The sequence below is a fragment of the Streptomyces xingningensis genome (genome assembly GCF_054957865.1).
This window is the reverse complement of sequence record NZ_JBDJPF010000101.1, coordinates 1-14,814: the sequence shown is the minus strand read 5'-3', so window position 1 is coordinate 14,814 and position 14,814 is coordinate 1. Positions and strand designations below refer to the sequence as shown.

Genomic DNA, 14,814 nt, shown 5'->3' with positions numbered 1-14,814 from the left:
GTACGCCCTTCACGCACCAACCCGGGGCCGATCCACAGGTCTTGAGCATTGCTCGCACGCCTTCCACCACCCGCCGGTTGACCACACCGTGGTCCCCGGCGTCGGCTATCACTCACGGCACGCGCAGCGAGCCTGGCGCGACGTCGTCGACCTGCTCGCCGAGTGCCTGCCCGTGACGGAGGATCTGGGGGCATGACCCAGGTAGGCATGCTGGCGCCGGGCCTGGTCGGCGTCGGGCACTGACAGTCCCCTCCTCTCAAGTCTGCACAGCAGAACCGCATCGGGCGGGTGCTTGATCGCGGAAACGCGTTCGCAACTGCCGCAGTAACTCCGGTATTTACCGCGACAGGTGACACGCTGAAGGCCCAGGATGTGCGGGTATCCCTGATCACGGAACGGGCGGGCGTGTCGTATGAGTCAAAACGTACCGGAGCTGACTGCAGAGCTCCTCGTGGACAGCGCCGAGCCGCGATGCCCGGTGATCTCCCCGGATGGCGCCTGGGTCGCCTACGTGATGGCCTCGGCCGGCCGGGGTCCGCACCCGGTCAGCGCACTGTGGGTCGCCGCCGCTGATGGAGGCTCACCTCCCCGGGAGCTGGCCTGCGGTACGGCGTGCGAGGGTGTCCCGAGGTGGGCGCCGGACTCGGCGTCGCTCTTCTTCCGGTCGGACCGGCAACTGCACCGCATCGGACTCGACGGCAGCCAGTGCGAGACTCTGACTGCCTGGCGGGGCGGGATCGTGGACCACCGGCCGCTCGCCGGTGGCGAGATGGTCGCCGTGATCGCCGCGGATGAGCCGAGTGAGGAGGACGAGCGCCGGCAGGCCGAGCGCGACGACGCGATCGTATGGGGAGCGGGGGCTCCCCCTGGCCGGTTGCGCCTCCTGCACCTCGGCACACGCGAGCTGCATGTGGTGGCGGGGCTTGGCGACAGGCACGTCGTCGACGTGGTCCAGCGACCGGACGGTGGCCCCTTGGCGGTCATCAGCTGGTCCTGCCCGGAGTTCGATCCCGGCACGTTCACCGCCGAGTTGCACGTGGTCGATCCCGCCACGGGAGCGCTCCTCGATCTGGGCCGGATGGAGTTGGAGGCGTGCTCACCGATCTGGTGGAGCGTCCGCGATGTCTGGCGGGTGGCCTACCTGGCGGTGACCCCTCCTGGTCTGGTCGGCGGTCTCGCCGTTTTCGACGTCGCCGTGCCCGAACCCGGTGCTGCTGCGGGGGAGCACCGCAACCTGACCGCGGGCATGAACGTCTGCCCGACCGAGCTGGTGCAGGTCGAGAACGGGGCGCCCTTGGCGCTGTTCGCCGACGGACTCGACACCGCGATCTACCGACTCGACCCCGACGCGCGGCGCTTCGGGCGTGTGTCCACGCGGGACGGCCGTGTCGATTCACTTACCGCCAGCAGCTCGGGTGAGGCGGTCGCTGCGCTGGCGAGCACGGCCTACGAGCCGGGGGACGTGCGCTGCGGGCCTCCCGGCGGTCGGCTGGTCCGGCTCAGCGACACCAGGCCGGATCTGCGTCGGATCAGGTGGGGCACCCAGGAGCGCCTCTCCTACAAGGCCGGCGACGGCCTGGACCTGGACGGGCTGCTGATCCTGCCGGTCGGCAGGTGTCGGCAGGACGGCCCGTTCCCGCTCATCACCCTGGTGCACGGCGGTCCCTATGACCGGTACTGCGACGACTTGAATACCACCTGGTTCGCCCCACAGTGGCTTGCGACCGCGGGATACGCGGTCTTCCTGCCCAATCCACGGGGCGGTCAGGGACACGGCCACGCGTTCGCGGCGGCGGTCGCGGGCAAGGTCGGCCTCGAAGAATGGACCGACATCCTCACCGGGATCGACCTGCTGATCGCCGACGGCGTCGCGGACCCGGACCGGCTCGGAATCGACGGGTGGAGCCACGGCGGATTCATGGCCGCATGGGCGGTGGGACAGACCGACCGGTTCAAGGCCGCGCTGATGGGCGCCGGGATCAGCGACTGGGGCATGCAAGCAGCCACCGGCGAGGAAGGAACCCTGGAATCCGGACTCGGCGGCAGTATCGGCTGGGAGGGGCCCGGCCCGCACCCCCACGACCGGCTCAGCCCGGTCTCGTTCGCCTCGAAGGTCACCACCCCGGTGCTGATCCTGCACGGCGAGGACGACACGAACGTTCCACTCGGCCAGGCAACATACTTCCACCGCGCGCTGTGCCGATTCGGCGTCGAGCACGAGTTCGTCGTCTACCCCCGCGAGGGACACTTGATCATGGAGCGCAACCACCGGATCGACGTACTCCGGCGCACCCGTGCGTGGTTCGGGCGATGGCTCGGTGACCCGGCGTCGGACAATGACCCGATCTGACCCAGCAGCCCCGTCCCGCACTTCAACTTGGCTTGACTCTGTCGGGGATCTTGGAGTTTTCCGGTGCGGCAGCATGGTCGACGGGCATGCTCGGGTCGTTCCGCCGACCGATGCAGTTGTCGAGGTGCCCGTTGTCCCTGCGCCCCCGTTCCGGTGAGCACGTTCCGCCTCTGACCGCGCGGGTCGCGCGGGCGAGCAACCCGGGCGGTACGACGGCGATATGGGTACGTGACCGGCTGGACGGGCTGTGGCGCGACGAGGACTTCGCCGACTGGTACCCCAGGGACGGACGTCCGGGGCTTTCGCCTGCTCAGCTGGCCACCGTCTGCGTGCTGCAGTTCCTGCTCGGCCTGTCGGACCGGCAGGCCGCCGAGGCGGTCCGCTGCCGCATCGACTTCAAGTACGCGATGGCCATGGAGCTGGACGATTCCGGCTTCCACCACAGCGTGCTGGCAGACTTCCGCGACCGTCTCGCTGAAGACGGCCGTGCCGACCGCCTCCTGGACCTCGCGCTGGCCCGGCTCAAGGAGGCCGGACTGGTGCGCGAGCGCACCACTCAGCGCACCGACTCCACCCATGTCCTGGCCGCGGTGCGTGACCTGACCCGCCTGGAGCTGATCACCGAGGCGGTCCGTGCCGCACTCGAAGAGGTCGCCGGCACGTCCCCGCACCTGTTGGATGAATTGGTCGACGAGGGCTGGGGGCTCCGCTACGGCCGACCGGTCCGCCTGGGGAAGAACCCCACCAAGCCCATGACCAGGATCCTTGCCACCGGACGCGACGCCGTCCGGCTCCTGGAACACCTCTACCGTCACGGAGCGGACCGCATGTCCGGTCCTCGTGTCCAGGCTCTGCGGCAGATCATGATGCAGAACTACCACCGTGATGCTGCTGGGCACCTTCGCTGGCGCACCGCCGAGAAGGAGGGCGGGGCGGGACTGCCGCCGCCGTCGAGGGCGATCGTCTCGCCCTACGACACCTCGGCCCGTTACGCACGGCACGGGCACATCATCAGCTGGAAGGGGTTCGCCGCTCATCTGACCGAGACCTGTGCTCCCGACGGCCCCAACGTGATCACGGATGTCGCCACCACCGCGGCCACCACCCACGACAGCCAGGTCCTGCCCGGCATCCACACCCGCCTGGCGCGTCGCGGGCTGCTGCCTGCCGAGCACCTGGTCGACGCCGGCTACACCTCCCTGCCCCATCTGGAACAAGCTGCCCGTGAACACCAAGTCACCATCTCCGGGCCGCTGAAGAGCAACCCCGCGCACCAGCACCGCCGCAACGAGGGCTTCGCCCGGGACGACTTCCATATCGACTTCGACCGCCGGCAGGTCACCTGTCCCCAGGGGCAGGTCAGCGCGGGCTGGCACGGCCCCTACCCGACCTCCTCGCCCACCGCGGCCCCGCTGATCGTGGCACGGTTCACCAAGAGCCAGTGCCGCACCTGCCCGGCTCGCGCCCAGTGCACCAGCACCGCCGACAGTGCCCGCACCGTGGGTTTTCCCCCGCGCGAGCTCCGCGACCTGCAACTCCGCGTCCGCGCCGAGCAGCAGACACCCGAGTGGAAGACCCGCTACGCGGTCCGCTCCGGAGTGGAGGGCACGGTCAACGAGTTCGCCCACGGACACGGCATGCGACGCTGCCGCTACCGAGGCCAGGGAAAGGCCCACATCCAGCACGTCCTGACGGCCATCGCCGTCAACATCGAGCGCCTCAGCGGACTGCCACCGACCGAGGAAACCCCCACGCCCCGCCAGCCGACCGCCTTCCAGAACTACCTCGACCAGCGCGAGATACCCCGGCTGAAGTCCTGGCGAACCCTGGGCAGCTGACCTCGGCAACTACAAGATCCCCGACAGAGTCAAGATGAAGCTCTGTCGCTGAACCTGATCGCTGGAGGGTGCGGATCGTTTCGAGGAAGTGTGTGGGTCAGGTGCCGAGCATGTATTTATCCTGGTGAGAGGTCTGATGGGCGCGTTCGTGCTCGCGGGCGATGTGGGGTCGGTGGACACCGTCGGCCGATCGGACGCCCAGACACGCTGAAGGGCTCCAGGTACCCGGATGAAGGTCCTGGACGCCAGAGTAATTGTCAATACCTGTGGATCGGTTGAGTTTCTTCAGGCTGCGTGAGCCTCGGAGCGTTCGACGAGGTGGCCGCCTTCGAAGCGGGCTCCGGCGCGGACAAGGGGCACGAGGTGGGGTGCGTTCACGCCCGCCAGCGGGTCTGGGCGGATTCGACGAGCTTGAACACCATAGCCAGGGCAGCCGCGCGGGATCCGGCGCCCTTGGTGACCTTCGTCCGCAGACGGACGGTCGCGAAGGTCGACTCGATCGGGTTCGTGGTCCGCAGATGGATCCAGTGCTCGGCGGGGAAGTCGTAGAAGGCCAGCAGCTCGGCCTCGTCGTCGGTGACCTTCTTGACCGCCTTGGGGAACTTCGCGCTGTACTGCCGGGCGAACATGACGACGGCTTCGGCCGCGTGTTCGCGGTCCTCCGCGTTGTAGATGTCCTGCAGGGCCTTCTTCGCTGCCGGCTGGGCCGACTTCGGAAGCGAGTCGAGCACATTTGCGGTTTTGTGAACCCAGCACCGCTGGTGACGGGTCTCGGGGAACACCTCCGCCAGGGCCTTCCAGAAGCCGAGGGCGCCGTCGCCGACCGCCAGGACAGGGGCGCGCATGCCCCGGCGGGCACAGTCCCGCAGCAGGTCGGCCCAGGACTCGGGCGACTCGCGGTAGCCGTCCGTCATCGCGATCAGTTCCTTGGCGCCGTCCGCCCGCACGCCCATCAGCACCAGCACCGCGGCCTTGGCCTGGTCGAGGCGGACACGCAGGTGGATGCCGTCGGCCCAGACGTAGACGTAGTCGGCGGTGGACAGATCGCGGCGGCCAAACGCGTCGTGGTCGGCCTGCCACTGCTGGGTGAGCCTGGTGACGGTGGCTGGCGAGAGACCGGCCGCCGAGCCGAGGAACTGCTCCAGCGCGGGCACGAAGTCACCCGAGGACAGGCCGTGCAGGTAGAGCAGGGGCAGGACCTCGCTGATCTTCGGGGGTCGCGTCCGGGCGTCGGTGGAAAAGGGAGACACGAGCGTAAGTTCCGTGCTGAACCTGCCAGTTCGCACGAAGGAGACCCACGCTCGTGTCCCGACGAGTATCCCCCACCGAGGCCATCCGCGCTGAGATCGACGCTCTGTTCACCGGGGAGCGCGACCTGGTCGAGGTCCTGGAGGACGTGGCCCGGCTCGGTGCCCGCCTGATCATCCAGACCGCGATGGAAGCCGAGGTCGACTCCTTCCTCGGCCGTGCCCGCTATGAACGCGCCACTGCGGCCGTGGGCGAGGAAGGGCAGGCCACCGCCCGCCCCGGACACCGCAACGGCCACTGCCCGACCACCATCAAGACGACCGCGGGCCCTGTCACGGTGGCCCGGCCGAAGCTGCGCGGGACCACGGAGAAGTTCGCCTCCCGCCTGTTCGGCACGCACGTCACCCGCACCAACACCCTTGAAACGCTGGTCATCACGTCCTTCGTCCGGGGGATGTCGGTCCGCGACGTGGAGAATGCCCTGGCGGACGCGCTCGGCCCCGAGGCCGCACTGTCGAAGTCGACGGTGTCGGTAATCTGCACCCAGATCCGCGACGAGTTCGACGCCTGGCGCCGCCGCGACCTGTCCGGTGTCGACCTCGACTACCTGTTCCTGGACGCCTCGCACTTCAAGATGCACGACGGGCACGCCGCCGAGCCCGTGCTGGCCGCCTGGGGCATCACCACCGACGGCAAGCCCGTCTTCGTCGGCCTGGACAGCGCCAACAGCGAGTCCACCGACGCCTGGCACGGCTTTCTGACCGATCTGTCCGACCGGGGCCTCGTCTCACCACTGCTGGCGATCTCCGACGGGGCGAAAGGCCTGATCAGCGCGGCCGAACAGGTCTTTCCCAAGGCCCTGCGCCAGCGGTGCACCGTTCACAAACTCCGTAACGTCCTCGCGAAGATCAGCAAGGACGACCAGGAAGCCGTCCGCGCCGAGTTCTGGGCCTGCTTCGACACCACCGACGAGCAACTGAAGGACATCGAGCCCGGTCAGCGCCTCGTCGAGGCCGTCCAGCGGCGCATCGACGCATTCATCGACAAGTGGGCCGGCGCCTACCCCGCCGCGATGCGGGCCATGGCCAACGACCGGGCCAGCCTGACCGTCTACCTGCGCTTTCCCGCCGAGCACCACAAGCGCATCCGGCACTCCAACTTCATCGAGCGGACCTTCGGCGAGACCCGCCGCCGGGTCAAGGTCATCGGCCGGTTCCCCGGCGAGACCTCCTGCGTCAGCCTCATCTGGGCAGTCCTGGACCGCGCCGCACGTGGCTGGCGAGGCTTCACCATGACGCCGCGAGCCCTGCGGACCCTGCAAGACCTCCGCCGGTCCCTGCTGGATCCGTCAACCACGCTCTATAAGACGCCAGTTGAGGTTGCCGCAGCACTCGAGCAAGCCGCATAACATCAACACTCACGGAACTACCGCGTCGAGCACTTTTCCACCGCTCCGCGGACGCGACCTCTTCGGGGGACTTGCGGCACCAGGGCGGCAGGATCGCCGAGGAGAACCGCTTGCGCTCTCCCGTCACCGCGTCGACGCGCTTGTCGTTGACGCGCGGAGCCTTCACCTCGACCGCCCCGGCGGCGGTGGCGACCTTCCGCGGCTGGTGATAGCCGTTGCGCACCACCAGACGCCGGCCGCCCTCATCACGCTGGCCAGCCAACTCGGCGATGTAGGAGTTCACTTCGGCCTCAAGGGCGGCGGCCAGCATCCGCCTTGCGCCTTCCCGGACGATCTCGTCGATCAGGGAACCGTTCGTGAGGGTGCTGTCGACATTGACTACGCTGAGCACGGGCGTGCCTTCCCGACCGACGCGCCAACGTCGGCCCACTCGGTGACCTACCGATCAATCACCCGGGAAGGTACGCCCGTTGAGCGCCCTCCCGGGCCCGATCCACAGGTACTGAGCATTGCTCCGCCAGCCATGGGTTCGCGGCGCAGGACTTTGTAGCAGCCGTCGCCCCTGGCGAAGATCACGGTGATGTTGGTGCGCTTGTCGTCCCACAGGTGGCGCCAGGACTCGAACCCGGTCTTCTTCATCCACTGCGCCTCGTCGCAGACCGGGACCCGGAACTCCTCGGCGAGTGCCTCCTTGAGGAGGGTGTCGAACTCGATCGGGCGGGCCGGCGGCTTCCCCGGCAGCCCCAGCGCCTGGAAGAGACCATGGCGGATGTCGCGCGGGGTCGGTCCGGCGCGCAGTTCCAGGCGGTGGGTGGTGTCCGGGGCGGGGTGGCGCAGCGCGGAGTTCGCCGACATCGTCTTGCCGGAGCCGGCCGGCCCGTAGACGCACGTCATGGCCTTGGTCTCGGTGACGGCCTCGATGTTGTCCCGGGTGGTCAGCAGCGTGTCGGTACCGGCCAACTGGGCCTGCTCCAGGCCCGGGAAGTGGTCTTCGCTCTCGTCGGGCAGCAGCCCGTGGTCCAGATCAGCGATCATCGGCTTGGTCCTCATCAGGGGTAGGTATGCGCGGGGGCCTGGGGCGGGCCCAGGTATCGGGTGCGGGGCCGTGCGGAACGAGATCGGGGCGGGCCAGCGCACGGCGGGCCGTCTGCGCCGCCGCTCCCAGTTCCTCTTCGGCTTGGGCGGGGGTCGGGGAGGTGAGTGGGCGGGGCGGGGCGGTGGTGGTGGAGGCTTCGAAGCGCCGGCGGCGCAGTTTCTCCGCGGCTTTCGGATCGGCCTTGTGCCGGCGGGCGGCCGCGGTCCGCGCTGCCTGGGCGGAGCGGATCTGCTCCCGGCTCGCGGCGGCGGCCAGGAACGCCGGTCCGAGGTGGCGGCCGGTTGCGGCGTCGAAGACTTCGATGGTGTCGTCGTGGTGGGGCAGGTGCCGTACCGAGACTTTGGTGCCGGTACGGCCGTTCATCCGCGGGGCGAGGTAGTCGCGGCGGCGCCGCCGCACGCCGCTGGTGCTGATCGTGTACGTGCGGCCGTCGTCTTCCAGGGCGAACGTCGCCAGCTGCCCTGCGGACACGTCCGTGAGCGGGGTCGCGTCGGCCTGCCACGCCTGGAGGGGGGTTTCCCGTTCGGCGCGGACGGGTGGTGGCGGGTGTTCCACCAGGTCACCCAGTCCAGCAGCAGGCCCACGAACGCCTCGTAGGTCAGGGGCGGGGCGTCGGGGTCGGCGAGATGGCCGCCGGTGGGTTTCTGGCGGCCGGTGTAGCGGGGGAGCGAGACGAGGAACATCTCCTCCACCGCGTCGTTCAACGCCTCGATCGTGCCCTTCAAGTGCGGGGTGTAGGCAGGGAGGTCGGTTACGGGGACGGCGAGTGCGCCCATCGCCGTGGTGACCGCCCGGCACAGGAACTCCTTGCCGCGGTCCACCCGGATCTGACCGGGCAGCCCGCCCACCGGCCCGAACGGCTCGGTGCGGGTGATCGCGATCCGTAAGGACGCCAGAACCGCGTCGCGGCTCGGAGCGTGAGCTGTGACCGCGACCCCGGTGATCGCCTTGGTGGCGCAATCGGTGAACCAGGTCACCCACGGCGTGGCCAGCTCGCCCTCCGCGTCCACCTCGGCGGGCACGTGCTTGTGGTCGCCCTCCCACACGGCGTTGCGGTGCGTGGCCGGCCGCTGCCCGAAGACGTCATGCGCGCGCCGCGCTGCCTCCCCGCTTCTCAGCCCGGCCCGCTCACCACGGGTCAGGTCCCGGCGGATCGCCCGGTGCAGCGTGGAGAGCGACGGCACCGCGGGCGCGTCCGGATCTCCGGCCGCCCGCTGCACCAGCTCGGCGTGGACCCGGGAGGCGTTACCGCCCCACAGCGCCAGCAGTCGCCGGACTTCCGTGGTGACCGTGAAATGGGACGACTCCACCCGTGCGAGGCGGTGATCTTCACGGGCAGCGGCCGGCCACCGCCACACCGTCCGCTCCGACTTCCCCAACGCCTGTGCCACCAGGCGCACATGTGCCGCCGTCGGCTCTCCACGCCCGTCGAGTTCCAGCAGCCGGGGCATTGCCGCCGCCCGCCCCGACGCCGGCGGGAACACGGCTGCCAGACCGCCTTCGGGATCACCGTCACGTCTTCCCGGCATCATGGCCCCTTCCCACGAGTACCAGGCAGCACGTTCTGCCGCCCTCGTCCCGGGTATGCCAGGCAGTCGGCATCCAGCTGACCGGTTTCGGCGTACGACTGACAGCAACCATCGCCATCCGCTACGGCTGCTGTGCGTATGGACATGCGCCCGGTGCGCCCGGCTCCGGCAACATGCCGGCCTCGATACTCTCGCTCTTGAGGCGGCAGCTGGTGCTCCGGCGAACCGTGGCCCGCCCTCAGCCGCCCAGCATGGCGGCCCGGCTTCGGCACCTGCGGCCTGGAATGTCCCTCCACCGGCTTGGACAGCGGAGCTGATCGAAGGCGCTCGCCGTTTCCGGCAGCTTGAGGGCGGGGGCACGGCGCCCGCGTCCTGCGGCTCAGCACGTGGGACCGCACGGCCGTGGCGGAAGCAGCCGATGCCTGCGGCCTGTTCGAGTGCCAACGGGCATCCAGGCAGGGGACACCCGACTTGCCCGGAACGAGGGGCAACATAGGACGGGCAGAGAGTCGGTGATGCTCCGGCACTCACTCAGCGCGCAACGGGAATGCTGGTTTCGAAGAGTGAATTCGTGTAGCGGAGCAGGCCGGGCTGCCGCTGACTGTCTGGTGGAGCATGTTGTTCCGGGGCGGCGGTGGCCGCCCCGGATCAACCCCTAACGGGTCAGGGCCCGCACCATGCTGGCGCCTGCGTGATTCCATCTTGCCTGACGCCCCGAGAGCGCCTTATGGTTGGTTTCAAGCAGACCTTCCTTAATCGGACGAAGGTGGAGGCGGCTCCCGCGCCATCGGGGGCCGTCGGCGTTTCTGGCGACGGCCAGCCTCCCTGTCTCGACAGGGTAACTGGCCTACCCTGGCCCGGAGTTCCTCCGCCGGGAGCGCGGAAAGCACGATTTGACAAGCTTTCGACGAGATTCTGGCTGAACCAGGATTAAGGCTGTCCAAGTGATCGGCCCACGAAGTTGCTGGTGAATGCCCGAACGGCTCTCGCGGCCCTCACGCACAATGGCGCGACACTGGTGGCTGATTCCAGACCTGACGTCAGGCTGAGGCTGTCAACTATTTTCGACGGATGGCAAAGCGGGGGTGGCTTGGGCTGTCGCACTTTGATGACAGCCCGGAATCGTATGGTGACGATCTCGCGCTCCCGCTGGGGGCACGCGTGCTGCGCGAAGCCATGACGCGGCTCCGGGAACTGGTCAAGCGCCCGCGTCCAGGAGGGACCGCGGAACTCCTGGACGCCCTGGAACGTCTGAGGGCGATCGAGCTGGCCATCAACGGGGAGAAGATCCTGCTCATTGCCGAGTTGCTGGCCAACGGAGGAACCTGGCGGAAGGCCGCTGACGCCTGCAAAGTCCAGAAGCAGACTCTGCACAAGGCGTTCAAGGACAAGGTCAATGCGGTCTCCCGCATCTGCAATGACAGCTCACCCGAGAAGGTCCTTCGGCTGATGGACCTCCTCCACCCGCAGACCGTGGCCTGGCTGATCCGCCTGGGGCACGTCGAGGTACAAGCCGCATTCGTCAACGGGCGAAGGGAGCGTGTGCTCCAGCGCAACGTCTCAGCAATCGCCGTCGACGAGCAGCACGCCAGGCGAACTCATCAGGGTCGCCGAGTGACGGTCATCCAACCCCGAACACTGCGGCACGTCCCGCTTCCACGACGTTGATCCAGTTGATCCCGGGAGGGTGCGACAACCACTTGTGCCAGCAGCCGAAGCACCTTCGGCTCGGCACTCCTGCGGAGAACCGGGCGGAGTGGCTTGCCCGGCGCCGCCACCTCCACAGTCCCCTGGCGGACCTCCGCGGGCTGGCGGGCCGCTCGCGGGGCATCGCCACGGCCATACGCGAGGGCCTCGCGCTCGGCGAGTCCGAGGCGGACATCTCCCTCCAGCCTCCGAGGAATGATCCGGGAAGAGAACGGAAACCGTTGAACGATCGGGGCCCCTCGGCGGTGGTTATGCCCAGGGGATGCCGAGGTCGGTGAGTTGCTTGAGTTGGTCTTCGGTGAGCTTGTGGCGTCGGTTGCGGGTGTTGGAGAGCCATACCCCCAGCCGCGTCTGAGTGCCGTCCACGGTCTCGACATGCTGCCGTGAGACCGTGGTGGTTCCTTCCCGGGCGACGTACTGCGCCAGGGCCGTCAGGCCGCGGGTGAAGGCGTCGGACGACCGGGACGCCCCTGCCTTCACGGGTGCTGCCCCCGTGCCCTTCTGGGGGCGCCTGGCGGTCCTGGGGAGCGGCTTGACGCCGAGCAGGTCCAGCCGCTCCCGCTGCGCCTCGGAGAGCCGTCCCCATTCCCGCTGCTGCCGCACGAGCCATTGGCCGATGTCGTCGCCGTGGTAGGTGACACCCGGGAGGATGTCCGCGACGGTCCCGCCGGCCTCGGTCAGGGTCCGCAGTCCGGCGTAGTGGCGCTGCCAGTCGACCGGCCACGCGGGCGCCCAGTCAGGATCGATTGCCGCGAGCTCTGCGGCCCGCTGCGCTGCGCGCTGGGGGGCCTTGCCGAGGCCGCCGGGCCGGCGGAGGTTGGTGAGCCACTGTCCCACCGGCTTCTCCAGGGCCACCGCGCCCCGCGGGGCGGCCAGGGTGCCGGTTTGCGCGAAGTACGCCCGTGCTGCCGCCAGGTTCTCCTGCCAGACGACGTCCGCCGGGTCCCAGACGATCCCCAACTGCTCCAGCTGCTTCGCCCGCCGGACGGGCAACTCGCCGGCACGGTGGAGCTGTCGCTGCTCGCTCAGCCACCGCCCCAACGGGAATGCGCCCTCGACGTGCTCGTAGGGCACGGCCAGGTCCCCGGCGCGGAGTTGGTAGCGGCGGGCGGCGGCCCAGCCGCGGGCCCAGTCCTGCCGCTCGACATCGATGACGTTGAAGTTCACCCACTGCGCGATCAGAACCGGGTCGCGCGGGGAAGCGAAGCGCAGCAGGAACCGCGCCTCCTCCTCACTCTCCTCTTCGTCCGGCGCGGCACCGATCATCGGGGAAGGAGCGACAAGAGGCGTGTTGGTCTGTGGAATCGCCAGGAGCTCGATGGCCTCTTCATCGTGTGCACGGAGCCCTTCCAACACCTTGATCAACGGCCGGTACGAGGCCGAGGTGAACATGTCCTCCGGCTCCTCCCCGTCCTCAAGGAACACCGGCACCACCAGGGAAGCCACCTTCCCCTGACCGGGCTTCTGCCGCAGGGCACGCCCGATGGCCTGCACAATGTCCACCGGAGACCCCTTCGGATCGAGGAAGGCGACGGAGTCGACCGCCGGGGCGTCCACCCCCTCACCCAGGACCTTGCAGTTCGACAGGACCGCATACCCGTCCCGGCCGCCGAACTCCCCGATCGTCCGCCGACGTTCATCGGCCTCGTGCTCCCCGCACAGCCACCCCGCCCACACCCGCGCCGGATACCGCCCCGGATCAGCACGATGCAGCCGCTGCGCGACGGCCGGCAGGCCCTCGGCGAACGCCTCCGCCTCCACCGTCCGGTGATGGAAGGTGATCATCGTCCGCAGATCATGCTGCACCTTCGTCCGCAGCACCGCCGCGTGCAACGCCGCGAGCCGCTCCCCGCGCACCTGCTCCTCCCGCCCCTCCTCACTGGCCAGGCGGGACGGGGTGACCTCGGGATCGGTCACCTCGGCCACGATGATCTGATACCGGGCGAGCAACCCCATGGACACCGCGGCGGCCAGCGACAACCGGTAGACGACGGGCCCGAACACCGCCTCGTCGTCCATCGAACAGGCCAGTTCCTCCGGCAGGGGATCGCGCACCCCGTCCCGGACCTCCCATGACGGCGGCCGCTCCCGCCACACCCGCGGAGTCGCCGTCATGTACAACCGCCGCGCCGCCGGGATCACCTCGTTGTCGTGCACGGCCGCCCACGCCTTCCCGGCGCTCCCAGACGTCCGGTGCGCCTCGTCCACCACCACGAGGTCGAAAGGGTCCATGCGCTGCCCGTAGGTGCCCTCGTGCGCCTCTGCCAGGACCGGTAGGGACGCGTAGGTGGCGTAGACCGTGACGGGTCCGGAGCCGTACCGCAGGGCCAGCTGCGGGGCGCTCGTGGTGGACCGGATGCCCAGGGCCGACAGCAGAGGGTCGCCCGACAACGAGCACACGGCCACGGTCGGCGCGGTGTGGCCGGCCCCCCGCCAGGCCGTGGCTGTCTGGGTGAGCAGGTCGAGCGTGGGCAGCAGGACCAGTACCCGGCCGTGCCTCGCGAGCCGCAAGGCAGAGTGCGCGGCCATCAGCGTTTTCCCCGTGCCACACGCAGCAACTACCGTGGCACGAAGCCCATTGCACGGAACCCGCATCCTCGGGGGAACGTCCAGACCGCGCACGATGGCCTCGACGGCCTCAACCTGATGAGAGAACAGGTTCTTCGCAGCTCCGCATTTCACACGAAGCCCCTCTCTGCCGTGAGAACGTCAATTCCTGGGTGAGCGTGGCACGCTCACCGGCCGGTCCGGGACGCACCCGGGTGGGGATGGCCTCGGATCCGGGATCCTACACAGTGCATCATGGGTTTTATCCTGACGGTCTGGAGCCTTGAGGTTGGCGTTGTCCCAGCCAAGCCCCCCTGTGCAGAGTCGGAGACAACCTCAGAAGGGAGGCTTCTCCTCCCTCTGCAGCCCCTCAGAGTCACCCTCCGCGCCCAGCTTTGCCAGCCGCGAGCGGATGGCACTCGGCTGCCGACCAAACCGGACGGCAAGAGTCTCCACGCTCTGACCGTTGGCGTGGAGCTCGAGCAGAAGCTGCTCATCCTCTGGCTTCCACCGCCGGTAGGCGCTGCTGTGCTGCTGGCGCACGTCCTCCACGGAGTATGCCTTCGGAGGCTCTCCAGCAGGAGAGACGGGAAACTCCACCGCACTCAAGACGGAGGATGGAAAGCTACAGATCTCAACTCCATTGAGCCAGAAGGTAGTTGTGCCATTGTTAAATGTCATCAGATCGGCCTCGAGGTCCAGGACCCTGCGCATGACATCAGGATCGCGGGGATCGAGAGTGAACTCAGCGAGGCGTAAGCGGACCCGGATCGTGGAGGAGTTTGCAGACATGAGGAAGACCATGTCACAGTCGGCTCCCCTGCTAGCCGGAACCCGCGAAGCGGGTTCTATTTTGTGGCAGGGGAGCGAAGCGGACCTGCCTGTGAGCCGCAACGCGGCTCACTCCGGCGGGCTTGCCGCCGGCCTTTCGTAATACCCCGCAACGCGGGGTATTACAGGGGCGGTTGTAGCGAAGCGGAGACCGCCCGGCGCGGCTTGCCGCGCCCCGATCCGCAACGCGGATCGGCTGCGGGGCGCAGCGCGCCCCGCTTCGTTTCCCAGCGCGCAGCGCTGGGAGATCGGAAGAGCGT

The 14,814-nt window shown here is 68.9% G+C and carries 7 protein-coding genes and 4 pseudogenes; 5 read left to right on the top strand and 6 right to left on the bottom strand.

From position 1 onward, the window contains the following. The 3 genes and pseudogenes from ABCR83_RS31055 to ABCR83_RS31045 form a co-directional block, all read left to right on the top strand. Nucleotides 1-196 (top strand): annotated as a pseudogene (locus tag ABCR83_RS31055) (hypothetical protein); the annotation flags it as partial. 216 nt (nt 197-412) lie between these two features. Then, complete coding sequence (locus tag ABCR83_RS31050; protein ID WP_462698587.1) at nt 413-2,350, top strand: S9 family peptidase; 1,938 nt, start codon at nt 413-415, stop codon at nt 2,348-2,350. 131 nt (nt 2,351-2,481) lie between these two features. Beyond that, the gene (locus ABCR83_RS31045; RefSeq protein WP_462698586.1) at nt 2,482-4,188 is read left to right on the top strand and encodes an IS1182 family transposase; all 1,707 of its coding nucleotides are present in this window, start codon (nt 2,482-2,484) and stop codon (nt 4,186-4,188) included. A gap of 285 nt (nt 4,189-4,473) precedes the next feature. On the opposite strand, the pseudogene ABCR83_RS31040 reads toward ABCR83_RS31045, so the two are convergent. Continuing rightward, nucleotides 4,474-5,438: pseudogene (locus ABCR83_RS31040) on the bottom strand (IS256 family transposase). A gap of 53 nt (nt 5,439-5,491) precedes the next feature. Between ABCR83_RS31040 and ABCR83_RS31035 the strand changes: the two are divergent. Then, the gene (locus tag ABCR83_RS31035; protein WP_462698585.1) at nt 5,492-6,844 is read left to right on the top strand and encodes an IS256 family transposase; all 1,353 of its coding nucleotides are present in this window, start codon (nt 5,492-5,494) and stop codon (nt 6,842-6,844) included. A 61-nt stretch (nt 6,845-6,905) separates the two neighbouring features. Here the strand turns inward: ABCR83_RS31035 and ABCR83_RS31030 are convergent. From ABCR83_RS31030 to ABCR83_RS31020, 3 genes and pseudogenes are all read right to left on the bottom strand, one after another. Next, a pseudogene (locus ABCR83_RS31030) lies at nt 6,906-7,235 on the bottom strand (transposase); the annotation flags it as partial. Nucleotides 7,236-7,282: 47 nt separating this feature from the next. After that, nucleotides 7,283-7,879, bottom strand: coding sequence for an ATP-binding protein (locus tag ABCR83_RS31025; RefSeq protein WP_462698584.1), 597 nt, complete (start codon nt 7,877-7,879; stop codon nt 7,283-7,285). After that, nucleotides 7,869-9,391: pseudogene (locus tag ABCR83_RS31020) on the bottom strand (transposase family protein). The gene ABCR83_RS31025 and the pseudogene ABCR83_RS31020 overlap by 11 nt, the downstream one beginning before the upstream one ends. Before the next feature lie 1,149 nt (nt 9,392-10,540). On the opposite strand from ABCR83_RS31020, the gene ABCR83_RS31015 reads away from it, so the two are divergent. Further along, nucleotides 10,541-11,137, top strand: coding sequence for a hypothetical protein (locus ABCR83_RS31015; protein ID WP_462698583.1), 597 nt, complete (start codon nt 10,541-10,543; stop codon nt 11,135-11,137). Between the two features lie 288 nt (nt 11,138-11,425). On the opposite strand, the gene ABCR83_RS31010 is transcribed toward ABCR83_RS31015, so the two are convergent. Then, the gene (locus ABCR83_RS31010; protein ID WP_462698582.1) at nt 11,426-13,858 is read right to left on the bottom strand and encodes a helicase associated domain-containing protein; all 2,433 of its coding nucleotides are present in this window, start codon (nt 13,856-13,858) and stop codon (nt 11,426-11,428) included. Nucleotides 13,859-14,059: 201 nt separating this feature from the next. After that, a complete protein-coding gene (locus ABCR83_RS31005) occupies nt 14,060-14,527 on the bottom strand; it encodes a hypothetical protein (protein WP_462698581.1) in 468 nt (155 codons plus the stop codon). Nucleotides 14,528-14,814: the final 287 nt, after the last annotated feature.